Annotated in this window: 23 protein-coding genes; 1 reads left to right on the top strand and 22 read right to left on the bottom strand. The window is 52.9% G+C overall.

Annotation, left to right across the window (positions count from 1 at the left end; genetic code table 11):
* Positions 1–226 (top strand): hypothetical protein (locus HQN87_RS32175; RefSeq protein WP_216857511.1); only part of this gene is annotated, 226 nt, incomplete at its 5' end.
* A gap of 149 nt (positions 227–375) precedes the next feature.
* Here HQN87_RS32175 and lysS read toward each other — a convergent pair.
* From lysS to HQN87_RS30175, 22 genes are all read right to left on the bottom strand, one after another.
* A complete protein-coding gene (gene lysS, locus HQN87_RS30280; RefSeq protein WP_173140763.1) occupies positions 376–1,890 on the bottom strand; it encodes a lysine--tRNA ligase in 1,515 nt (504 codons plus the stop codon).
* Between the two features lie 168 nt (positions 1,891–2,058).
* Entirely contained in the window at positions 2,059–2,538 is a 480-nt protein-coding gene (greA, locus tag HQN87_RS30275) for a transcription elongation factor GreA (RefSeq protein ID WP_173140761.1), read from the bottom strand.
* A gap of 224 nt (positions 2,539–2,762) precedes the next feature.
* Positions 2,763–3,779 (bottom strand): tRNA dihydrouridine synthase DusB, encoded by a 1,017-nt coding sequence (dusB, locus tag HQN87_RS30270; RefSeq protein ID WP_173140759.1) that lies wholly within the window; start codon positions 3,777–3,779, stop codon positions 2,763–2,765.
* 44 nt (positions 3,780–3,823) lie between these two features.
* Positions 3,824–4,033 (bottom strand): helix-turn-helix transcriptional regulator, encoded by a 210-nt coding sequence (locus HQN87_RS30265; RefSeq protein ID WP_173140757.1) that lies wholly within the window; start codon positions 4,031–4,033, stop codon positions 3,824–3,826.
* The gene (gene folK / locus HQN87_RS30260) at positions 3,985–4,536 is read right to left on the bottom strand and encodes a 2-amino-4-hydroxy-6-hydroxymethyldihydropteridine diphosphokinase (protein WP_173140755.1); all 552 of its coding nucleotides are present in this window, start codon (positions 4,534–4,536) and stop codon (positions 3,985–3,987) included. Before folK ends, HQN87_RS30265 begins: the two co-directional genes overlap by 49 nt.
* Positions 4,537–4,546: 10 nt before the next feature.
* Positions 4,547–4,909, bottom strand: coding sequence for a dihydroneopterin aldolase (gene folB / locus HQN87_RS30255; protein WP_173140753.1), 363 nt, complete (start codon positions 4,907–4,909; stop codon positions 4,547–4,549).
* 33 nt (positions 4,910–4,942) lie between these two features.
* Entirely contained in the window at positions 4,943–5,800 is an 858-nt protein-coding gene (folP, locus tag HQN87_RS30250) for a dihydropteroate synthase (RefSeq protein ID WP_173140751.1), read from the bottom strand.
* Positions 5,797–6,678 carry an aminotransferase class IV gene (locus HQN87_RS30245; RefSeq protein WP_173140750.1) on the bottom strand — a complete coding sequence of 294 codons (882 nt, stop codon included), beginning with the start codon at positions 6,676–6,678 and terminating at the stop codon, positions 5,797–5,799. The genes folP and HQN87_RS30245 overlap by 4 nt, the downstream gene beginning before the upstream one ends.
* Complete coding sequence (gene pabA / locus HQN87_RS30240; RefSeq protein WP_173140748.1) at positions 6,675–7,256, bottom strand: aminodeoxychorismate/anthranilate synthase component II; 582 nt, start codon at positions 7,254–7,256, stop codon at positions 6,675–6,677. The genes HQN87_RS30245 and pabA overlap by 4 nt, the downstream gene beginning before the upstream one ends.
* Positions 7,253–8,869 (bottom strand): anthranilate synthase component I family protein, encoded by a 1,617-nt coding sequence (locus HQN87_RS30235; RefSeq protein WP_367272837.1) that lies wholly within the window; start codon positions 8,867–8,869, stop codon positions 7,253–7,255. The genes pabA and HQN87_RS30235 overlap by 4 nt, the downstream gene beginning before the upstream one ends.
* A 265-nt stretch (positions 8,870–9,134) precedes the next feature.
* Positions 9,135–10,073: a cysteine synthase A gene (gene cysK, locus HQN87_RS30230; RefSeq protein WP_173140744.1), complete on the bottom strand. Its 939-nt coding sequence runs from the start codon at positions 10,071–10,073 to the stop codon at positions 9,135–9,137.
* Between the two features lie 165 nt (positions 10,074–10,238).
* On the bottom strand, positions 10,239–11,183 hold the full coding sequence (locus HQN87_RS30225; protein WP_173140742.1) for a peptidylprolyl isomerase: 945 nt from the start codon (positions 11,181–11,183) through the stop codon (positions 10,239–10,241).
* Between the two features lie 9 nt (positions 11,184–11,192).
* Positions 11,193–12,077: an Hsp33 family molecular chaperone HslO gene (gene hslO / locus HQN87_RS30220; RefSeq protein WP_173140740.1), complete on the bottom strand. Its 885-nt coding sequence runs from the start codon at positions 12,075–12,077 to the stop codon at positions 11,193–11,195.
* 51 nt (positions 12,078–12,128) lie between these two features.
* The gene (locus HQN87_RS30215; protein WP_173140738.1) at positions 12,129–12,896 is read right to left on the bottom strand and encodes a type III pantothenate kinase; all 768 of its coding nucleotides are present in this window, start codon (positions 12,894–12,896) and stop codon (positions 12,129–12,131) included.
* Positions 12,896–13,768, bottom strand: coding sequence for a carboxylating nicotinate-nucleotide diphosphorylase (nadC, locus tag HQN87_RS30210; protein ID WP_173140736.1), 873 nt, complete (start codon positions 13,766–13,768; stop codon positions 12,896–12,898). The genes HQN87_RS30215 and nadC overlap by 1 nt, the downstream gene beginning before the upstream one ends.
* Positions 13,758–15,374: an L-aspartate oxidase gene (gene nadB, locus HQN87_RS30205; RefSeq protein WP_173140734.1), complete on the bottom strand. Its 1,617-nt coding sequence runs from the start codon at positions 15,372–15,374 to the stop codon at positions 13,758–13,760. The genes nadC and nadB overlap by 11 nt, the downstream gene beginning before the upstream one ends.
* Before the next feature lie 39 nt (positions 15,375–15,413).
* Positions 15,414–16,352, bottom strand: a complete 939-nt coding sequence (gene nadA, locus HQN87_RS30200) for a quinolinate synthase NadA (RefSeq protein ID WP_173140770.1) — start codon at positions 16,350–16,352, stop codon at positions 15,414–15,416.
* Positions 16,353–16,607: 255 nt separating this feature from the next.
* Positions 16,608–18,653, bottom strand: a complete 2,046-nt coding sequence (ftsH, locus tag HQN87_RS30195; RefSeq protein WP_173140732.1) for an ATP-dependent zinc metalloprotease FtsH — start codon at positions 18,651–18,653, stop codon at positions 16,608–16,610.
* A 111-nt stretch (positions 18,654–18,764) separates the two neighbouring features.
* On the bottom strand, positions 18,765–19,304 hold the full coding sequence (gene hpt / locus HQN87_RS30190) for a hypoxanthine phosphoribosyltransferase (RefSeq protein WP_173140730.1): 540 nt from the start codon (positions 19,302–19,304) through the stop codon (positions 18,765–18,767).
* A 45-nt stretch (positions 19,305–19,349) separates the two neighbouring features.
* Positions 19,350–20,792, bottom strand: coding sequence for a tRNA lysidine(34) synthetase TilS (tilS, locus tag HQN87_RS30185; protein WP_173140728.1), 1,443 nt, complete (start codon positions 20,790–20,792; stop codon positions 19,350–19,352).
* A gap of 74 nt (positions 20,793–20,866) precedes the next feature.
* Entirely contained in the window at positions 20,867–21,805 is a 939-nt protein-coding gene (locus HQN87_RS30180; protein ID WP_216857508.1) for a serine/threonine protein kinase, read from the bottom strand.
* Positions 21,795–22,541 (bottom strand): vWA domain-containing protein, encoded by a 747-nt coding sequence (locus HQN87_RS30175; RefSeq protein WP_173140724.1) that lies wholly within the window; start codon positions 22,539–22,541, stop codon positions 21,795–21,797. Before HQN87_RS30175 ends, HQN87_RS30180 begins: the two co-directional genes overlap by 11 nt.
* Positions 22,542–22,676 lie beyond the last annotated feature (135 nt).

Here is a 22,676-nt window from a genome sequence, read left to right as displayed (position 1 = left end):
GTATTTAGAAAGAGCGATTGCTCATTTTGAAACATCTGACGAGAATTTACATTCTCATTTTGGAAGTCACTTTCGTGATTTCCGATACTCACTCGTTGTTCAGTTTTCAAAGATCAAGCTCGTTGTCAGCGTCGCTTACCGCGTCACCAGCAACTCTTATAATATATCACATCCAACCGATCAATGCAAGCTCTTTTTTCAACTTCTTGTTCGAGCTCGGCGTTGATGTTTCGCGGCCAGAAATAGAATATATCATGGATAGAGATTCATTGCAAGTATTATTTTGAAACAAGTCTGTTATAGATGTCCACCAGACTGCCAAGGAAACTGCCGGAGCAGTTCCCTTGAATATAGGGTCTGGATTCATAATTGAAATTAATCTTTGTTACGCATATGGGGGAACAACAATACGTCACGGATAGACGCGGAATTGGTAAGCAGCATGATCAGACGGTCTACGCCGATTCCAAGGCCCCCCGTAGGCGGCATACCGTACTCCAGCGCACGGATGAAATCATCATCCATCTCATGGGCTTCATCATTGCCTTGCTCTTTCTCATGAATCTGGGCCTCGAAGCGCTGACGCTGGTCAATCGGATCATTCAGCTCACTGAAAGCATTGGCATGCTCGCGGGCTACAATAAACAGCTCGAAGCGGTCAGTGAAGCGCGGGTCCTCTTCGTTCTTTTTGGCAAGCGGTGAAATCTCTACCGGATGTCCCATTACGAATGTCGGCTGGATCAGGGTCTCTTCCACGAACTGCTCGAAGAACGCATTAAGAATATGTCCGAAGGTCATGTGCTTCTCCACCGGTACCCGGTGTTCCTTAGCCAAAGCCTGTGCCTCTTCATTCGTCATATGAACTCCGAAGTCTACTCCGGTTACTTCCTTGACAGCGTCCACCATCGTGACGCGGCGCCAGCCCGGAGACAGATCGACTTCCTGCCCTTGATAGTTAATCACCTGGGAGCCAAGTACCTCTCCGGCGATGTGAGCGATCAGGCTCTCGGTCAGATGCATAATGTCCTTGTAATCCGCATACGCTTCATACAGCTCAATCATCGTGAATTCCGGATTATGGCGCGTGGAGATGCCTTCGTTACGGTAGACGCGGCCGATCTCATAGACCTTCTCCAAACCGCCGACAATCAGACGCTTCAGGTGCAACTCGATGGCAATCCGCATATAGAGCTGCATGTCCAGTGTATTGTGGTGGGTAATAAACGGACGGGCTGCTGCTCCGCCTGCAATCGAGTGCAGTGTAGGAGTCTCTACCTCAAGATAGCCCAGCGAGTCCAGATAACGGCGCATCGACTGGATAATCCGCGAACGCATAATGAAGGTCTGCTGAACCTCAGGGTTAATAATCAGGTCTACATAACGCTGACGGTAGCGGAGCTCCACATCCTTCAGCCCATGATATTTCTCGGGAAGCGGAAGCAGGGACTTGGACAGCACCTCAAGGTTATCCACTTTAATAGAGGTCTCACCGGTCTTGGTCTTGAACAGGGTTCCCCGGATACCGACGATATCGCCAAGGTCGAGGATCGTGAATGCTGCGTACTGGGACTCAGGAATACTGTCCTGACGCACATAGATCTGGATTTTGCCGCTAAGGTCCTGGATGTGCGAGAAGCTTGCTTTGCCCATTACCCGTTTAGCCATAATACGCCCGGCCACACTTACTTCCAGCGCCAGCTCGTCCAGCTCTTCTTTGGTCTGTCCGTCATATTTGGCCAGAAGATCGCCGGCAGCAGCCGTACGCTCATACTTCTTGCCGAACGGGTCGATCCCGAGTGCACGGAGCTCGTCCAGCTTACCCCGGCGGATCTGCAGCAATTCACTTAATTCATTCTCTGTAGTTTCCATGTTGTTGATTTCTTCCGTCATGTTCTTCATCCTCTCTTACTCACGTATACAAAAGAAGAAACGGCTCCGCCCAACCTGAGGACAGTCCGTTCCGGTACAAAATATAAGCTGTATGTGTTCACCCATATTTTACGGCTGGCATTCATATCTTTTGAAAAAAGCTCCCCTAAGGAAGCTTTCGGAACCATCTTACTTCATTTTGATATCAAGAATTTTATATTGAATGACGCCTGCAGGGACACTAACATCCACAATCGTACCAATCTTCTTGCCCATGATCGCTCTGCCTACAGGGCTCTCATTGGAAATTTTATTATTGAGCGGATCGGATTCAGCAGTACCCACAATGGTGTACTCCATCACGTCGCCATACTCCATGTCTTCAACGTTCACAGTCACTCCGATGCTGACCACATCTGTCACAATCTCATCACTGTTAATGATACGCGCATTGCGGAGCATCTTCTCCAAAGTAAGAACCCGTCCCTCAATGAAGGCCTGTTCATTCTTCGCATCTTCATATTCCGAGTTTTCACTGATATCACCATAGCCGATGGCCACTTTGATACGTTCCGCTACCTCGCGGCGTTTAACGGATTTGAGGGTCTCCAGTTCTTCTTCCAGACGCTTAAGTCCGTCCGGTGTAAGGATGACTTCTTTATCGCTCATCTCAACCGATTCTCCTGTCGTATACATTTATTGAAAACACCATACTATATGCGAATCCGGAGGGATCAGAACCCTCCTTCACCATTGCTCCTGCTGTAACGGCGATTTTATACTGTGAAATTATATTGGAACCGCTACAAAATGTCAATGACGCCCCATATAATGTTTAGCGATACTCAATAAAGCACACAGGAACGGGGCTTATTTCCAGCAGATTGTGGGGATCACACGGCGAAAAGGGCACTATCCGCGCCTTCCTGCTCCTCATCCTGCTTAAGCTGACCGACAAAATCATTCAAAATCCGCACCATCTCATCACGCTTCGTTTCTTCCATAATAATGTCCTTCACGCGGGCCGCCGCCTTAAAGCCTTTCAAATACCAGGCCAGGTGCTTGCGCATCTCGCGGACAGCCACTGCTTCACCACGCAGGTCAATCAGACGGTCCATATGAAGAATAGCCACCTTGATCTTCTCTTCAGCGCTTGGCTCAGGCTTCAGCTCACCCGTACTCAAATATTGAATCGTCCGGTACAGCATCCAAGGGTTACCCAGCGCGCCCCGTCCGATCATCACACCGTCGCAGCCGGTCTGGTCCAGCATGGCCCGCGCATCCTCCGGTGTATTCACATCGCCGTTGCCGATGACCGGAATAGATACGGCCTGCTTCGCCATGCGGATATAATTCCAGTCGGCACGCCCTGTGTAAAGCTGCTCACGGGTCCGCCCGTGTACGCTGACCGCCTGGCCTCCGGCCCGTTCCACCGCACGAGCGTTCTCTTCAACGAAGATATGCTCGCTGTCCCAGCCGATCCGCATCTTCACGGTCACCGGTTTATCGACAGCATCCACTACAGCGGATACCATCTCGTAGATTTTGTCCGGATTCAGCAGCCAGCGCGCCCCGGCATCACATTTCGTCACCTTTGGCACCGGACAGCCCATATTGATGTCGATGATATCGGCGTTCGTCTCTTTGTCGACAATGATGGCAGCAGCCACCAGCGATTCCCGGTCTCCGCCAAAAATCTGCAGACTCAGCGGCTTCTCGCGCTCATCTACAAACAACATCTCCCGGGTACGCGCATTGCCATGCACAATAGCTTTGCCGCTGACCATCTCCGCACAGACCAGTCCGGTCCCGAATTCCTTGGCAATCAGGCGAAACGCTGGGTTGCAGACGCCGGCCATAGGTGCCAGCACAACCTGGTTTTTCATTTCAATATCACCGATCTTCAGCATGTCCCATCACTTCCCCCAATAGATTGTGTATCGTTCTGTCCCTGTCATGGTGCCGGATGGGCCAATTCCTCAACCGTTATTTCAAGAAAGTCCGCAATTTTATTTAAAATTTGATCTTCCAAACGTCTGTTGCCCCGCTCTACTGCCCCAAGCACAGCAAGTGATATTCCGACAGAATCCGCCAGCTCCTGCTGAGTGTAGCCCTTCAGCTTCCGGAATGCTCTGACCCGCATTCCCATACGTTTGTTGTCCACAAGCGAATTCCTTCCTTTCCGTCTATGTCTTGCAGCGCTGTTGTAATTAACCCACGGAATCCGGAAGACTCTTCGTTCTGTGTAATGATGTCGCTCAGCGGCAGAAGGACAAACGCCCGCTCCAGCATCCTGGGATGAGGCAGCGTTAAATCCGGCGTATCCAGGGTCATTCCCTCTACCCACAGCAAATCCAAATCTACCGTTCTCGGTCCATAACGGATATCACGGACACGGCCTAACTGATTCTCTGTCTCCAGCATCACCTGAAGCAGTACCTCAGGCGCCAGTGTGGTACGCAGGACAGCCGCCATGTTAAGAAACTGAGGCTGGTCCAGATAACCGACAGGCACTGTCTCATAGACAGGGGAGGTGCGCACAACTTCAATCTCTTCATGCATCTCCAGCCGGTGCAAGGCTTCTCTCAAGGTGCCTTGACGGTCACCCAGGTTGGCCCCTAAAGCAATATAAGCCTCTGATGCCTCAGAGGTGGAAGGTCTGCTCATAAAGTCTGTCTCACTTTCTCGTCCGGCGCAGTTCTACAGTGACTCCCTGGAAATGAATATCAAACGGAGGATGCGGCTTGGTCACTTGGACCGTTACTGCATTGATAACAGTATAAGTGTCCAGTAACGCGGATGCAATATGTTCCGCCAAAGCTTCAATCAGCTTGAAGGACTTTGTTTCGACAATTGTTTTGACCAGGACATGAACTTCGGCATAATTCACGGTTTGTTCCAGATCATCGCTGAGTCCAGCTCCCTGCAGATCAAGCTCCAGCTCCAAGTCGATATAATACCGCTGGCCCAGCCTGCGTTCCTCTTCGAAGACTCCGTGATAACCGTAATATTCCATGCGGTGCAGCTTCATTTTATCCATTAAGGGTCCCTGCCTTCTCTTGAAAAATATAGTCTATTCGCGCACCACAGGTGATCCGGCATAGAGCATAGCGTCACACATCTCTACCGTACGTTTAATCGAAGAAATGTCATGGACCCGTACCATCTGGCAGCCCTGGGCAATCCCGAAAGCGACGGTTGCTGCCGTGCCTTCAATGACATCCTCTGCCGGCAGGCCGAGTGTGGTACGGATGAACTTTTTGCGCGAAGTGGCCAGCAGCAGCGGGTACCCCAGCTCCGTCAGTGCCGTTAGGCCCGTCATTACCTGGAGATTCTCTGTATGGTCCTTGGCAAACCCGATTCCCGGGTCCAAAATAATATTGCCCGGTGACACTCCAGCCGCCAGCGCCAGGTTAATGCTCCCGGTCAGATCCTCCGTTATATCGCCGATCAAATCCTTATAATCGCGGTTATGACGGTTATGCATCAGAATTATGGGACAGTCTGCCTGCGCGGCCACGGCTGCCATCTGCGGATCTGCTTTGGCTCCCCAGACATCATTGATGATATGCGCACCGGCCTTAACCGCCTGGCGGGCGACTTCCGCCTTGTAGGTATCTATAGATAACGGAAGATGCGGGGCGGCCCGGTGGATGCTCTCGATCACAGGCAATACACGGGCTAATTCCTCCTCCGCACCTACCGGCTGATGACCCGGACGCGTGGATTCCCCGCCTATATCAATGATGTCTGCACCCTCGGCCGCCATTTGCAGTGCGTGCTCTACCGCTCTACCCGGATCTGTCCACAGCCCCCCGTCAGAGAAGGAGTCCGGCGTCACATTGAGAATACCCATAATCAGGGTTCTCCTGCCCAACACCAGTTCACTGCTTCCGCAGCGGTAGCTCCGTTGATAGATTACCGGCTTCATTTCAGCATCCCCGTCCTTTCTCTGTACAGCCTGATCATTGCCTCTGTCCGTTCCCCGCAGCGTCCGCTGCTGATCGTTATCCGCCGGTCCCCGTTCCAGAGCGCCGTTACCGGTACGATCTCCTGGACCGAATTGGTGAGGAAGATTTCGTCAGCAGCCTCCAGCTGCTCCATACGGTAGAAGCCCTGCTCGGAATGAAGGCCTGCTGACGCAGCCAGCTCCAGCACCATTTCCCGGGTAATCCCCGGTAGAATCCCGGTAGCAATGTCCGGAGTATAGAGCCTGTTCTCTTTTATGAAAAAAATATTGCTCACAATACCTTCGGCGATGTCGCCTTGTGCCGTCAGCATCAGCCCCTCAGCCCCTCTGGCCGCAGACGGGTATCCCGACAATTCGCGCTTCGCCAAAATGTTATTCATATAGTGCAGCGATTTGAGCCGTACGGGTCCTTCCGGAGTATTGCGCCGGTGATTCAGCAGCTGCAGCTCTTTGCCTTCGCTGTATAGAGAGGGAGGTATAACCGGCAGGGCTTTGATGTACAGCAGATGATTAGGCTGCTTATAGCTTCCCGAAGGCAGTCCCAGAATATCCTCACCGGCCGTAACGGTGTAACGGATATAGGCATCACTAAGCTCATTCCTGTCCATGACAAGTTGAATCCATTCCCGCAGCCCCTGTACCTCCTGTTCAAAAGGAATGCCCAGTTGCCCGCAGCCTTCGGCCATTCTGCTCAGATGGCGCTGCAGCAGGAAGGGCTCTCCTCCATAGGTGCGGAAGGTCTCGAACAGGCCCATCCCGTACAAAAAGCCGTGATCCAGAGCGGAGACCACGGCGTCTTTGGCGTCAACTGCTTTGTTGTTAAGTCCTATATATTTCATGCGGGCTCTCCGGCTCTCCGTTTCAGGAAATTGCGCAGCATGGTGTGCCCGTGATCTGTAATAATCGACTCAGGGTGGAACTGGACCCCTTCGATCGGGTATTCCTTATGCCGCAGGGCCATGATCTCGCCTTCGGCCGTCTCAGCGGTAATCTCCAGGCAATCCGGCAGACTCTCCCGTTCAACGATCAGAGAATGATAACGTGTTGCCGTAAATGGAGACTCCAGTCCTTCAAATACGGAGGTGCCGTTATGGTGGATCGGCGAGGTTTTGCCATGCATCAGGCGTTCTGCACGGATTACATTGCCGCCGAACGCTTGTCCGATAGCCTGGTGCCCGAGGCACACGCCAAAGATCGGAATGATACCTTTGAAATGCTGCAGCAGCGCAAGGCTGATGCCTGCCTCATTCGGTGTGCAGGGTCCCGGGGAGATCAGGATATGATCCGGAGCCAGCTGCTCAATCTCCTGAATAGTGATCTCATCGTTGCGCGCTACCTTAACCTCTTCCCCCAGCTCCCCCAGATATTGCACCAGGTTATACGTAAAGGAATCATAATTATCAATGACCAAGATCATAAACCGCTTCCTCCTTCGTTGCCGAGGGTAGCCCGTAATTCCTGCTCACGTTCACTGCAGAGAATTGCCTTCACTACCGCTTTGGCTTTGTTGTGGCATTCCCGGTACTCCCGATACGGGTCCGAATCAATCACGATCCCCGCACCCGTCTGGATATAGCCCATTCCGTCCTTCACTGCAAGCGTACGTATGATTATATTTAATTCCATATTGCCGTTATAGTCAATCCAGCCCATGGATCCCGTGTATGGACCCCGGCGGACCGGCTCCAGCTCTTCAATGATCTCCATCGTGCGCACCTTAGGCGCGCCCGTGATGGTGCCGCCGGGGAATAAGGCGGCAATAACGTCGTAGGCATCCTTATCAGGTGCCACGATGCCCTCGACCTGCGAGACGAGATGCATCACATGCGAGTATCGCTCCACGGTCAGCAGCTCCGGCACGCTGACCGTTCCGTAGGCAGCGACACGGCCGATGTCGCTGCGCTCCAGATCGACAAGCATGATATGCTCGGCGATCTCCTTCTCGCTCCCGCGCAGCTCCGCCTCCATGGCGGCGTCCTCCGCGGGAGTATGGCCCCGGCGCCGGGTACCGGCAATGGGGCGGGCACTGACCTTGTCCCCGTGCAGCTTCACCAGCAGCTCCGGCGAAGCGCTGGAGAGGGCGAAGCCGGGCGTGCGCAGCAGCCCCATGTACGGGGACGGGTTGAGTCTGCGCAGCCATTCGTAAACATCCTCCGGCGGGGAATTCAGCTGCGCCTCCTGGCGCAGCGAGAGGTTCACCTGGAAGACATCTCCGGCACGGATGTATTCCTGGACCTTCGCCACAGCCTGCTGGAACTGCTGTGCAGAGAAGTCTGAGCTCATGCCAGACCACTCACCGGTGATATCCGTCTCAGCCTCCACCCTGCGGGTAAGTTCAGCATACCTTGCGGTGACGGCTTCTTCCGGCTCCGCAGAAGCATGGATGTGACTCCATTGCTCCAGCATACGCTCTGCACGGTTCACAGCAGCCTTGTATAAGGTCCTAAGCGCTTCCGGGTTACCGATTGCTGTATCCGGGACAGGAACATGAACGGCACAATAGAGCATCTCCTCGTGATGATCGTAGATCCACACTTCCTCCAGCCTCATGAACAGATAATCCGGGAATTCCGGATGATTCCTGGCGAGCGACGGCAGCTTCTCCAGGGATCGGGCTACATCATAACCAAGGAATCCAATGCAGCCGCCGGTGAACGGCGGCAGGCCGGGAAGGTGCAGGCGGGGGGATACATACTCGCTCATCCATTCCTGCAGTACTTCCAGCGGCGGTCCGTCCAATACGGCAGCTTGTGTCTCTCCCTTTGATCTGCCTGAGGGAGTATAGCCCTCCGCGCTGTCGCCTCTGCCTTCAAGGATGGAGACAGGGTGCAGGCCCAAATAGGTGTAGCGCCCGCCCTTACCACTCTCAAGTACAACCGAATAAGGGGAGGCCTGCTCCCAGGCCTTCTTCCAGCTGCGGGGTAATCCCTTGCTGTCCTGCCGTTTCTTCAGGATCAGGGGAAGGACACTCCAGGCCCCGCCTGCCTCTCCCCACTGCTCCCACTCCTGCCAAGCCGTTAAGATCTCCACGTATTCGCCCGCCCATCGCGATAGTATATTGCCTGTCAGTATACTGTACATAGGTTACTTTGAAAAGCCCGTGAACCGTATAAATGTGTATTATCCAAGTGGAAACGGCTTTGCCGTCCTGTATAGGACGGCACCGTTTCAGCGGGAAATAGAAGGATAAGTTATCGTGTGCAACCTATAACATCTTATATTTCGAAAAAAGAGCCTGCCGTATCCCTGTAGAAGCGGATAGGGCAGACTCTTCTGAACAGCTGATTCCCAGCAATTAGACTTCAAAATTATAGAGCGGAGTACTCAGGTAACGTTCGCCGTTACTTGGAATGATGACCACGATTTTTTTGCCTGCGCCCAGTTCCTTCGCTACTTTGAGTGCAGCGAATACAGCCGCACCGGAGGAAATACCGGACAGCACGCCTTCTTCTTTGGCTACACGGCGGGCCGTTTCAAAAGCTTCATCATTCTCAACATGGATGATCTCATCATAGATATTCTGATCAAGAATTTCAGGGACAAAGTTAGCGCCGATCCCCTGAATCTTGTGCGGACCCGGTTTGCCTCCGGCCAGAATCGGTGAAGCGGCCGGTTCTACGGCATAGATCTTCACACCCGGATATTGATTCTTCAGCACTTCTCCTGCGCCGCTGATCGTTCCGCCTGTACCTACGCCAGCAATGAATGCATCCAGCGGGCCGCCGACAGATTCAATCGCCTCAACAATCTCCGGTCCTGTAGTCTCACGATGGATCTTCACGTTAGCTTTGTTCTTGAACTGGTCCGCAAGGAAATAGTCCGGATTCTCGCTCAGAATCTGCTCAGCCTTCTTGACCGCACCGTTCATTCCTTCCGACCCCGGAGTCAATACCAGCTCAGCGCCATAAGCGCGCAGCAGATTGCGGCGTTCAAGGCTCATGGTCTCCGGCATAACAATAAGGGCCTTGTAGCCTTTGGCAGCAGCAACAAGCGCCAGGCCAATCCCTGTATTGCCGCTGGTCGCTTCTACAATGGTGCCACCGGGCTTCAGCAGGCCTTCTTTCTCTGCCTCTTCTACAATGCTGATTGCGATGCGGTCCTTAACACTCGAACCCGGATTTTGGTATTCCAGCTTCAGAAAGATCTCTGCAGAGCCTTCCGGAACGATCCGGTTCAGACGGACGAGCGGTGTGCCACCGATCAAATCTGTAACGCTATTGACGACTTTAGCCATGAGTAAAAACCTCCTTGAGATGATATATGAATTAGGGTGCGGAACTTATGACAGATGCTATCAGCATATAATACCGTAGCCCCCAGCCAGGGTAACTAACAGTTGTAATTGTACCGCGTAATATTCCCGACTAAATCAGTAGGTTTTGTATTTAATTTCATATTATCAATCTTGCAGGCTGTTGTCAATATATATTGCTGTATCATATTTGGCCCGCAAATCACGCTCCACCTGCTGCAGAGGCGCTGCCTGCTCAAGCCTGAGCTGCTGGCGGATCATCCCGCGCAGCTCCTCCTGATCCACCTTGCCAGGATCAATCAGCTTCTCCAGACGGATCACCGCATATCCGCCGTCCATCTGCAGCGGTCCTGCTATATCGCCGGCTTCAAGCCCCGCCGCTGTCTTCAGCAGCTCCTCCGGCCAGAAGGGGTCCTTCTCCTCCACCGTTCCGATTTTGCCGCCGTGCTGGCGGCTCTCCTCGTCGATGGAGACTTCCCTGGCCAGCTCTGCGAATTCCTCGCCCTTCTCCAGACGGTCCATAACTGTACCGGCCTCGTCATAGGTGGCTGTTTGGATTAAAGAGAGCTGCATCTGCTTCCTGGGGGTGAATCTCTCGGCATTCTGCTCCAGATAATCATCAATTTCAGATTCACTGACTGTAATCCCGGCAGTAGCTATGGCCTGGAGCGTCAGCCGGTATGCCGTCTCCTCACGCAGCTCCTGACGGGACATTCCCAGCTCAGACTGCATCTGATTATAATACTGCTCTTCTGAGCTGTAACCGGACATTCCACGCTTCAGTTCCCGCTCAATCTCTTCCTCCGTCACCGTAATTCCCAGAGCTGCGGCCTCCTTGCCCACCACGATATGGTTAAGCATGCTCAGCAGCACCTCATCCCCATGCTTTTTCTGGAGTTCCTCCATCCATTCCTGATCCGTGACCGGCTGTCCTCCGGCAGCAGCGACATCCGAAGCTTCCCCTTCGGCTGCCTCTCCTTTGAGGATCGCCATAGCACGCAGACTCCAGAATAAAAGGCCCCCCAGCATCAAGGTTGCAACGGCCAGTACTATAACGGCATTGCGCAGCGCGCGCTCCTGTCTTGTCACCATCTCATAGCCCTACGATTTCGCTTGATCCAGGATTACCTGCAGTTCATCCTTGTTGAATACATATCTCTCATTACAGTAATGGCAGACAACTTCGGCCGTATCATCTTCTTCAATCAGCCGTTCCAGTTCATGCTCCCCCAGACTCACCAGGGTCTGTTCGATCCGCTCCCGTGAGCATTGGCATACGAAACGGATCTCAAGTTCATCCAGAATCACCGCATCCGGCAGCAGCAGCCGCAGCATCTCTTCAGGCTCAAGCCCCTGGTCCAGCACGGAAGTTACAGAAGGCATGGCTCCAACCGCCTGCTCCACCTCAGTAATCTGCTCATCGGTCAGGCCGGGCAGCAGCTGGATAATAAATCCCCCGGCCACTCTTACCGAATTATCTGTCTCCACCAAGACACCCAGTCCCACGGCGGCAGGAGTCTGTTCCGAGAGGGCAAAATAGTAGGTGAAGTCCTCACCCAGCTCTCCCGATACGATAGGCACACTGCCACGGTAGGGTTCCTTCATTCCCAGATCCTTGCTGACATCAATGAAGCCTTCCGTCCCTACTGCCCCTGCAACATCCAGCTTACCCATACTGTTGCTGGGCAGATGAACATGCGGATTATGCACATAACCGCGCACTTCCCCCAGGGCGTTGGATTCAGCCGTAATCTGCCCGATCGGGCCGTTCCCTTTGACCATAATCGCCAGCTTCTCTTTGCCCTTGAGCATGGCCCCCATGATGGCTGCGGCAGTTACGGTACGGCCGAGCGCTGCTGTAGCGGTCGGATACGTATCATGTCTGCGCCGCAATTCGTCGACGAGTTCTGTGGTGCGGACAGCGAACGCTCTTACTCTTCCGTTCATGGCTGTTCCCCGGATCAGCCGGTCCTTCTTTTTTTCCATTGGGTGCATACTCCTCCTATCTCTCTGTTCTGTATATGGTCATCCTTATGATTATTTATTGCGGTTGTAAATAATGCGTAAACCTTCAAGCGTCAGCATCGGATTCACTTCATCAATACACTCGGTCTCACTGGCAATCAGCGAGGCAAGACCTCCGGTAGCAATGACCTTGAGCACAGGAGCGTTCATCTCCAGCTTGATGCGTCTTACAATTCCCTCGACCTGGCCGGCATAGCCAAAAATAATACCTGCCTGCATCGCATGGACGGTATTGCGCCCGATGACCTTTTTGGGCTTCTCCAGCTCGATCCGGGGCAGCTTGGATGCCCGTTGGTATAAGGCCTCCGTGGAAATCCCCAGGCCGGGCACGATCGCACCGCCCAGATAATTGGCCCCGGCATCAATGCAGTCGAAGGTGGTTGCCGTACCGAAATCAACAACTACAAGCGGGCATTTATACTGCTCAATAGCCGCAACGGCATTCACAATCCGGTCCGCCCCGACTTCGCGCGGATTCTCATAACGCAGGTTAAGCCCGGTTTTGATGCCGGGTCCTACAAGGAGCGGCTCTTTGCCGATAAATTTGACACACATCTCCACAATGACCTGAACCAGCGGTGGAACAACCGAGGAGATAATGACCCCCTCCACCTCTTTGAACGACAGGTTCGACATATTGAACAGGTTATGAATCATCACCCCATACTCATCCACGGTGGATTGGCGCGCAGTACTCAGCCGGAAATGATGCAGCAGCTCCCGTCCCCGGTACACTCCCAGCACGATGTTCGTATTGCCGATATCGACGACAAGTATCATCAGAGGGTTTCCTCCTTCTTGCCGTTCAGATCGAGACTAATATCGAGACTCGCGAAGGAATAGGTAAGCCGTCCTACGGAAATGACATCTACGCCTGATTCTGCAATGCCCCGGACCGTTTCCAGCGATACATTGCCGGAGGCCTCGATTTTGACATGCTTCGCTTTGGTTCTGATTCTTCTCACGGCTTCCTTCATCAGCTCGGGGGACATGTTGTCCAGCATAATGATGTCCGCTCCGGCAGCAAGCGCTTCCTCTACCTGCTCCAGACTCTCCGTCTCCACTTCAATCGTCATAGTGTGAGGAATGTTGGCACGGGCACGCCCTACCGCCTGACGGATGCCTCCAGCCCCCTTGATATGATTATCCTTAATCATTACCGCATCATACAGGCCGTAACGGTGGTTGGCTCCGCCGCCTATGCGGACAGCATATTTCTCCAGCATGCGGTGGCCCGGCGTGGTCTTGCGGGTATCCACCAGGCGTGCGCTCAGTCCCTGAAGCTGTTCTACAAAAGAAGCCGTGCGTGACGCCACACCGGATAACCGCTGCATCAAATTCAGTGCAAGCCGTTCGCCGGTAAGAATGGCATGGGTGCTTCCCTCTACCTCAGCAATCACTGTTCCCCTGGACACATGTTGTCCTTCCTGCACCAGAGCCGTGAATTCAAGCGTAGGATCAACTACTTCGAACACCAGCTCAGCCACGGGAATTCCACAAATAATCCCATCCTCTTTGGCATGGATAATTCCCTTCGACTCATGTCCTGCCGGTATGGTTGTGCGGGTAGTAATATCTCCCGACCCGACATCCTCCTGCAGCCAGCCCTTAATAGCCTGAAGCAGCTCTTCATTATACCCGTTAAACATCATCACTTAATTCCTCCACTATTCCAAGTTCGCGAATCTGGAGCAGATGCTTCTGCCACTGTGAGTCACTACGCAGCGGATAATCCTCACGGTAATGCGCACCACGGCTCTCCTCCCGTGCCAGGGCCGATTCAGTGATCAGCAGACAACATGTCAGCATATTGGCGAACTCGTATTCTTCCCGTCTTGTCAGCACCGCATTAAAAATCGGCAGCTGGCGTTTCAACTCATCGAGGCCTTTGGTCAGCATGTCCCGATTCCGCCGCAATCCGGCGTAACGCACCATAACCTTCTGGAGCTTCAGCCGCCGCTCTACAATAGCCTGTGTCGGCGATTCCAGCCTTCCCTGATTATAGGCTACGGATACTGTACCCTGTTCCAGAGGCGGAAGCTGGCGGATCCGTTCAATAATCCGGCGGCCGAACACAATCGCTTCCGACAGTGAATTACTGGCCAGCCGGTTGGCCCCCTGCACTCCAGTAGACGATACCTCACCGCAGGCGAACAGGCGGGACACGGTACTTTCCCCGTTCAGATCCGTCTTCACGCCCCCCATCATATAATGCGCAGCAGGAGCCACCGGAATCCAGTCACTTGTAATATCCAGTCCATAACTCATACAGGTCTCATAAATGGTCGGGAAGCGGTGTTTCACCATATCCGCTGATTCATGCGTAATATCAAGATAGACAAAGGTGGACTTCGTCAATTCCATCTCGCTGACGATGGCACGGGCAACAATATCCCGCGGCGCCAGCTCCAGCAGCTCGTGGTAACGCTCCATGAAGCGCTCACCATTAATATTGCGCAGCACGGCCCCTTCTCCCCGCACAGCCTCCGAGATCAGAAAGCGCGGAGCGCCAGGATAGCTTAGAGCTGTCGGATGAAACTGAATGAATTCCATATCCCGGATATCGGCACCGGCACGGTAGGCAATGGCTACGCCATCTCCGGTAGCCACTTCAGGGTTGGTGGTGTAACGATACAGCTGTCCTGCTCCGCCGGAGCACAGAACGGTTGCACCCGCCTGCAGGAACAAGCGCCCGCCGCCAGGCCGCTGTACCAGCGCTCCTACACAGACTCCGCCTTCAGTGATCAGGTCAATCACATAATGGTCATCCCAGGTCTCAATATTCTCATGCTGAGCAGCCTGCTCGGCCAAGGCACGGACAATCTCATATCCTGTAGCATCCCCGTTTGCATGTAAAATACGGCGGTGGCTATGCGCACCCTCTTGGGTTAAAGCCAGCTCGCCATTCTCTTTATCGAATATAGTGCCGAGCCGGATCAGTTCGCGGACACCCTCGGGTCCTTCATTGACCAGGACATCAACCGCCGCAGAGGAATTCAGCCCTGCTCCGGCCATCAGGGTATCCTGGCGGTGATACACCGGAGAATCCTCCTCTGAGAAGACCGCAGCAATCCCGCCCTGGGCATACCGCGTGTTACTCTCCATTACGGTCTTCTTCGTAATCATAATAACCTTCCGGTCCTCGCTGGCCTTGATCGCTGTGAACAATCCGGCAATGCCTGAACCAATTACGAGGCAGTCTGTCTTAACTACAGGGAGATCCTGAAGATCGAAATCAACCAAATACTGTGGAATCATGACCGCTTTTCACCTGTTTCAACGAAAGAGTAGCGCATGCTACCGGACTTGTAGCATGCGCTCTAGGGATGTTCTGGCTTTGTCGGCGACTGCAGGCGGTACATAGATCTGCGGCTTCATCGTCTCCAGGCATTTTACCAGCTTCTTCAGATTATTCACTTTCATATTAGGGCAAACCAGGAACTTGGTGGCAAAATGAAATTCTTTATCCGGACTGTCCAAACGGAGCTGGTACCCGGTTCCATCCTCTGTGCCCACAATAAACTGCCGGCGGTCCGATTTCCGGCAATATTCTAGAATCGAGGTTGTGCTGCCTACATAATCACCCATGGCCACCACTTCCGGGCGGCACTCCGGATGAACTACAAATTCCGCTTCCGGATACTTGGCCTTCATCTCCATAACATCCTTGACGGTGAGCATGTCATGAGTATTACAATACCCTTCCCAGATAATCATCTTCTTGCCGGTCTGGTCCTGAACATATTGGCCCAGATTCTTATCGGGTACCCAGATGATTTCTTCTGCATCGAGGGATTCGATCACTTTAACCGCATTGGCCGAGGTGCAGCAAATATCAGTCTCCGCCTTGATCTCTGCCGAAGAATTGATATAAGTAACTACTTTGGCATTCGGATGCTGAGCCTTTAGCTTGCGCAGGCCATCCACATTAACCATGTCCGCCATCGGACAACCGGCGCGTTCATCGGGAATAAGAACCGTCTTGTTCGGCGCAAGAATCTTGGCACTTTCCCCCATGAAATGAACGCCACAGAATACGATCACATCGGCCTCTGTCTCCGCAGCCTTTTGGGCCAGCAAAAAAGAGTCCCCCCGGAAATCCGCCACTTCCTGAATTTCATCACGCTGATAATAATGAGCCAGAATAATTGCATTCCGTTCTTTTTTGAGCTGTTCAAGGCGCACACGAAGTTCACGATTCTGTTCCTGTTTGCGCTCAAGCGCCAGAGCTTCCACGGTCATTCTCCCCCTTATGTTCAAATATAAGGATCTATATGTTGCACTTTATGAATCATCCTTATATTCAGCATCCTATTAAATGATATTATTTAATATTTATTCACTAATGTACACAACGTTCCACCCCCTGTCAATGTAACCGGACGGGTGAAATTCTCATGCCATGCCCCCTGCACCCCGCATAGCAGAAAAGAAAAGTCCGGAGAACCAATGGTTCTCCGGACTACATTACAACGTATCCTGTTACAAGGCCTAAGTCAGGCTTCCGCCGCCCTTATTCCCGTCATCCGGTCCGTTACCTTCTTCAGGCTCCGGCTTATTCGGAATATCCTTCGACAGATCTAATGGGGATTCCTCATCTGTCTTGCCTTGAATCCGCACACGCACATCACCGATGGAGTCGATTACAGGCTCGCCTGCTTCATGCGCTACAGCTTCGCCATCCTCCGTCTTGCCATCCTCGCTCAGGTAGCCCTGCTCAATCAATTCTCTGATCTGATCAAGCTCCAGCGTCTCCTTCTCAAGCAGGGTGTTCGCGATTAAGTGCATTTCTTTGGAATATTTGGTCAGCAGCTCTCTGCAGCGTTCATAGCTGCTGCGGATAAGGTTCTGCATTTCCTGGTCAATCTCGTAAGCGATGGAATCACTGTAGTTCTGTTCATGTCCGATATCACGGCCCAGGAAGACCTGTCCTTGGGTTGCACCGAACTGCAAGGGTCCAAGCTTATCGCTCATTCCATATTCCATAATCATCGCACGTACAATACGCGTAGCCTGCTGGAAGTCACTATATGCACCCGTGCCGATTTCGCCAATGAACAGTTCTTCAGCAACACGTCCGCCAAGCAATCCGGTAACCTTATCCAGAAGTTCCTGCTTGGTAACGATCATACGGTCTTCCTTAGGAAGCATAATGACATATCCGCCGGCGCGGCCGCGCGGGATAATAGTAACCTTATGCACCATATCGGCATGTTCCAGGAAGTAGCCGGCAATGGTATGACCTGCTTCGTGGTAAGCGACAATACGCTTCTCGCGGTCGCTGATTACGCGGCTGCGCTTCTCTGTACCGACGATGACACGGTCAATCGCTTCATCGACTTCACGCATCGTAATGTCCTTGCGGTTACGGCGTGCAGCAAGCAGCGCTGCTTCGTTCAGCAGGTTCTCCAGATCCGCACCGGTGAAGCCGGTGGTACGCTTGGCGATAACGTCAAGCCTAACATCCTTGGTCAGCGGTTTGTTGCGGGAGTGAACCTTCAGTACAGCTTCACGGCCCTTCACATCCGGACGGTCAACCGTAATCTGACGGTCGAAACGGCCTGGACGGAGTAACGCCGGGTCTAATATGTCTGCGCGGTTGGTAGCCGCGACAATGATAATACCTTCGTTGCCGCCAAAGCCGTCCATTTCAACGAGCAATTGGTTAAGCGTCTGTTCACGTTCGTCATGTCCGCCGCCAAGTCCTGCGCCGCGCTGACGTCCGACAGCATCGATTTCGTCGATAAAGATGATACAAGGTGCATTCTTCTTCGCATTCTCAAACAGGTCACGTACGCGGGATGCGCCGACACCGACGAACATTTCCACGAAGTCAGAACCGGAGATGCTGAAGAATGGAACACCTGCCTCACCTGCAACTGCACGGGCGAGCAAGGTTTTACCTGTTCCCGGAGGGCCCACAAGGAGTACCCCTTTAGGAATACGTGCACCAACAGCTGCGAATTTACGCGGGTCCTTGAGGAATTCAACGACCTCCACCAGCTCTTGCTTCTCTTCGTCAGCTCCTGCAACATCCTCGAAGCTGATCTTCTTCTTCTCTTCATTATATAGCCGGGCCTTGCTCTTGCCGAAGTTCATAACCTTGCCGCCGCCGCCCTGGGCATTATTGAACAGGAAGAAGAACAGGATGAACATAATAACCAGTGGAATCATGGAAGACAGGAATGTCAGCCAGATGCTGTCGCCTTCCATCTTCTTCTGCGATAGTTCGACGCCGTTGTCCTCGCTGGCTTTTATAAGTTCATCGAGGGCCGCGTCTGTAGGAGGAACATAAGTGGAGAAATTCTTCGATTTAGTCTCGGGTGGCAGCTCTCTATATTCGCCTGTAACCAGAAATGCATTCCCCTCAAACTGAACCGTCATGCTCTTCACATTGTTGTCCTTGATCTCCTGCCGTAACTCGTCATATCTAGGGAAATCGGCGGATTCATTGCCATTGCTTACAAATTGGACTATACCCACCACGACTAAAAATAAAATCAAATAAAAACCAGAATTACGGATGAACCGATTCATCCCCTACCTCCTCTCGCAACGCTCAAGTTATTGTACCATAGCCTGACCGGACTCCTCAAATTGTCAGGAAATCCAGAAAAGTGATCCGTGGATCTAAGGCTGTCGATTCATTCATTTGGTATAAATCTCAGGCTTCAGTACACCGACATAAGGTAGGTTCCGGTACAGCTCGGCATAGTCCAGTCCATAGCCTACGAGGAATGCATCAGGAATCACAAAGCCGGTGTATTCGGCTTCAAGATTGACTGCGCGGCCTGAAGGCTTGTCGAACAGAGTGACTACGTTGACAGAAGCGGCATTCCGCCCCTGCAGCATCTCAATCAGATAGCTGAGTGTAAGGCCACTGTCGATAATATCCTCGACAATCAGAACATCACGGCCTTCAACCGATGTGTCCAGGTCCTTGATGATTTTGACTACGCCGGATGATTTGGTTGTACCGCCGTAGCTGGATACCGCCATGAAATCCATTTCAACGGGTACTGTAATCACTTTAACCAGATCCGCCATAAAGATAAACGCACCTTTGAGTACACAGATCACTAAAGGTGTGCGGCCTGCATATTCCTTGCTCAGCTGGGCGCCAAGCTCCCTGATTCTTTGTTGAATCTCTTCTTCGCTGATCAAGATTTCCTGAATATCATTCTGCAACTTGCGAACCTCCTAAGATATACTATGAAAGACTTACTTCGGCCATTACGATTCTTCACCCTGCTTCAAATCCTCCAGGGTCAGGAGCAGAACAGTGGCCGTGTGCCGCCCAACTGCGGCATGCATCGAGCGTCTTACGCCCGGAATCCAGATGATATTGCCCGAACCATCACAAACGAGGGGAATTGCAGAGCGTTCGGAAGAAGGTATTTTATCATCAATGTAAATATCTTTTACCTTTTTGCTTCCGTTTAATCCCATAACCCTTATGGTATCTCCAGGCAATCGGGAACGAATGGTCAGCGGCAGAACAAGAGCGTCGCCGTCAAACCAGGCAGAGCTTTTCCCGGAATCCTCCTCCTGTGCAGAAAAGACTTCTCTCGCAAGCATCCTCATCGTCATAACTTTTCCTATCTCCCCAAGCTTAATACGGGGCTCAGTCAAAGACAGCCGGTATGTATAACTCACCTGCCGAATCAAGGGCTTGGACGAGAACAAAATAGTATCGTATTGCCGCACGCAGACGTAACCGCTACCCAGGTCCAAAGTCCATACGGTAGGGTATTCCTGCAGCGTTCCCCGGCGCACCGCTTCAATCTTGGGAAAATCCATGGATGATGAATCCGCCGACAGATAATTTAATATTAGTTTAATCAAACGCCGTTGTAAAGCGGAGGGTATGGCCGCAAAGGCAGCTCTCTTCAAGGTGTATTTTCCATGCTCGGTGAAAACCAGCTCATCAAAGCATTTTGCCGCATTCGCCTCCATATATTCATCTTCCGCCGAAGCAATTTCAGCCAGCTGCAGAAGCGATTGCTTCACTCTCGGATTATGCTGTTCCAGCATAGGCAGCACTTCCAGCCTGATGGCATTCCGCTTATATTTCGTCAGAAGGTTGGTCGCGTCCTCCGCATAAGCAAATCCTTCATTCTGGCATAGGCCGACAAGAGCTGTTTTGTTAATACGCAGGAAGGGGCGGATGAGTTCCACCTTTTTTTCAGTCCGTTTCCAGCGCATTCCCGCAAGGCCCGATGGTCCGCTCCCCCGCAGCAGCCGCATAAGCACCGTCTCGGCCTGATCGTCTGCATGATGGGCCAGCGCCACAGAACGTGCCTTGTAACGATGTGCGGTTTCGATCAGGAACCCGTAGCGCTTCTCCCGTGCTGTCCCTTCCGGGCCAAGCCCGCTCTCCTTGAGGATGGACGGAATATCGAATTCGGCCAGCTCGAAGGGGATTCCCAAGCTTGCCGCCAGGCCCCTGACCAGCTCCGCTTCTTCTGCCGATTCTGCTCTGAAGCCATGATTGACATGGGCGCAGATCAGCGACAGCGGCATCCGGGTCAGGGATATCTCATGCAGAATACGCAAAAGAGCCACAGAGTCCGGCCCTCCGGAAACTGCGACTACAATGGTGTCATGGGGCTGCCACAGCTCATATTCGGCCGCAGCCTCCAGTACGGATTCCACCAGTTCTTTCATGTGCTCCATATGCGGCTTCCTTTCCTGCCATCCCTAGCACGGCCTGCTTGTGAATATCAGCATCTTGGTGATTATGTACAATATCAGAAACGGAATACCCAGTATAATGTAAAGGCCAGCAGAAATAAAGACAGCGCAAAGGCATTTTTGAGCCAGCGCGGGGTTGCCATGGTCTCTTTTACCGACTTCCGCCCCCTGTAGATATGGCTTCTCCAAATCTCCGCAGCCTGCGCAGTACCGGGGAACCCGCCTTTGAGCGCTAGGCACAGCCAAGAAGACAGCTTCTTGTCCGGCAGCTCTCTGGCCAGCTTCAGCAGCTCCTCTATGCTTCTGGTCTGCGGCAGCTGCTGGGCGGCGGCCTTCAACCCTTCTTCATTAAGCAGCCGCAGGCACAGGACGGCAAAAGCAAACAGATCATAGTTCTGATCGCCTGTCCGGCTGCCGGCATTCCAGAACCCGCGGTCATGCCATTCGGTGAACTGCTTCACACTGCGCCCGATGGGGCTTGCCCCGCCGTAATCAATCAGCTCCGCTTCCCCGTAGCTGGATACCATTACATTCTCCGGCTTCAGATCGCCGAATACGAAGCCGCACTCATGCAGGATCTGCAGCTTCTCCAGAAGCTTCATCCCGACCAGCCCCAGCCAGGACGGACCGTTCCTGGACAGGAAATGGTGCAGCGGTCTTCCTTCTACATAACGCATCACATAAAAAGGAGTATGCTCCCGATCCTTGAAGTCGTCCGATTCCAGCAGGTAAGAAGACAACGGCGATTCTTTGCGGGCGCGGTGCTCATTGCGCTTACGGCTGGACTGCAGGGAGGTCAGCACGTTAATCTCTGATTGCAGCTCAAGCGTATCGTATCCGATCTTGAGGGCATACCGCTCCCGCCGGCCTTCCCGCTGTACCAGATATACGGTTCCGTTTGCCCCTTTCCCCAGCACCCGTTCCACGACATAACGGTTCCCCCGCCATTTGCCGGTGATCACAGTGCCTGCCGGATAGGGTGGATTAGACGACATACCCACCAATCATCCCTTCTTGTGCCTTGTCCTCTTCGCCTGGAAGATCCCCGCGATATTCCTCCAGTCTATCACAACGATAATGTTCCAGCACCTTGAAAATAGCCGGTCCGGTCGGAGTAGCCCCCCGCATCTTCAGTCTGGAGAAGAGGGAGCGGACCTCGGATACATTCCGTGTCCAGTCCATATCCAGCATGGCATCCTCACTGCTGGAGCGTCCGGGAAAATGGAATACGGCGATCTCGCTGCGCCCTTCCCTTGCCTCCAGGCTGAGCGCCAGATCACGGATGGCACCCTCCACCGCGCCCAGCTTCGGCTTCATGCTGGCGCTTGCGTCAATTAATAACGCTATGCGCAGCGGCGAGGTCTCGGTCAGCTCATCCACGACCGTTACCACCTGTGAACGCTGCTGCGGCGGCAGCTCTGCCAGCGAGCTCTCGCCGAGAATTTTCTGTACCTCTTTATTAACCGCCTGCTGAATGGTCTGAACGACAGTCTTGCGTGTCATCATCTGAATAGTCTGTGCCAGCTGCGGTGTTCCCACGATCCGGCTGATCCCGCCCCCCGACCTTGCAATGTCGGCAATCTCCCGGCTTCCCAGCTCACCGATGGTCCCGTAATCCACAACCCCAACGACATTAACAGTGATGCCCTCCTGGCGGGCATGCGCTGCCGCCAGCACCGGACTTTCCCCCACATTTGAACAACCGTCCGTTATGAGCAGAATTTGCTTCATGACCGTTCCTCCCTTTGCCTTGTATCTAGTTACTAGCATATCCAAGGTTGAGAGATTTCAAACGCCGCCTAACGCTTTAAAAATAGATCTGAAAGATATCGTAAAAATGAGTCTCTGCAAGAATTGTGGACTTCC

It is taken from the genome of Paenibacillus tritici (genome assembly GCF_013204885.1).
GTDB lineage: Bacteria > Bacillota > Bacilli > Paenibacillales > Paenibacillaceae > Paenibacillus_AQ > Paenibacillus_AQ tritici.
Note: the sequence above shows the minus strand (reverse complement) of the source record. Positions and strands in the feature narration are given on the sequence as shown.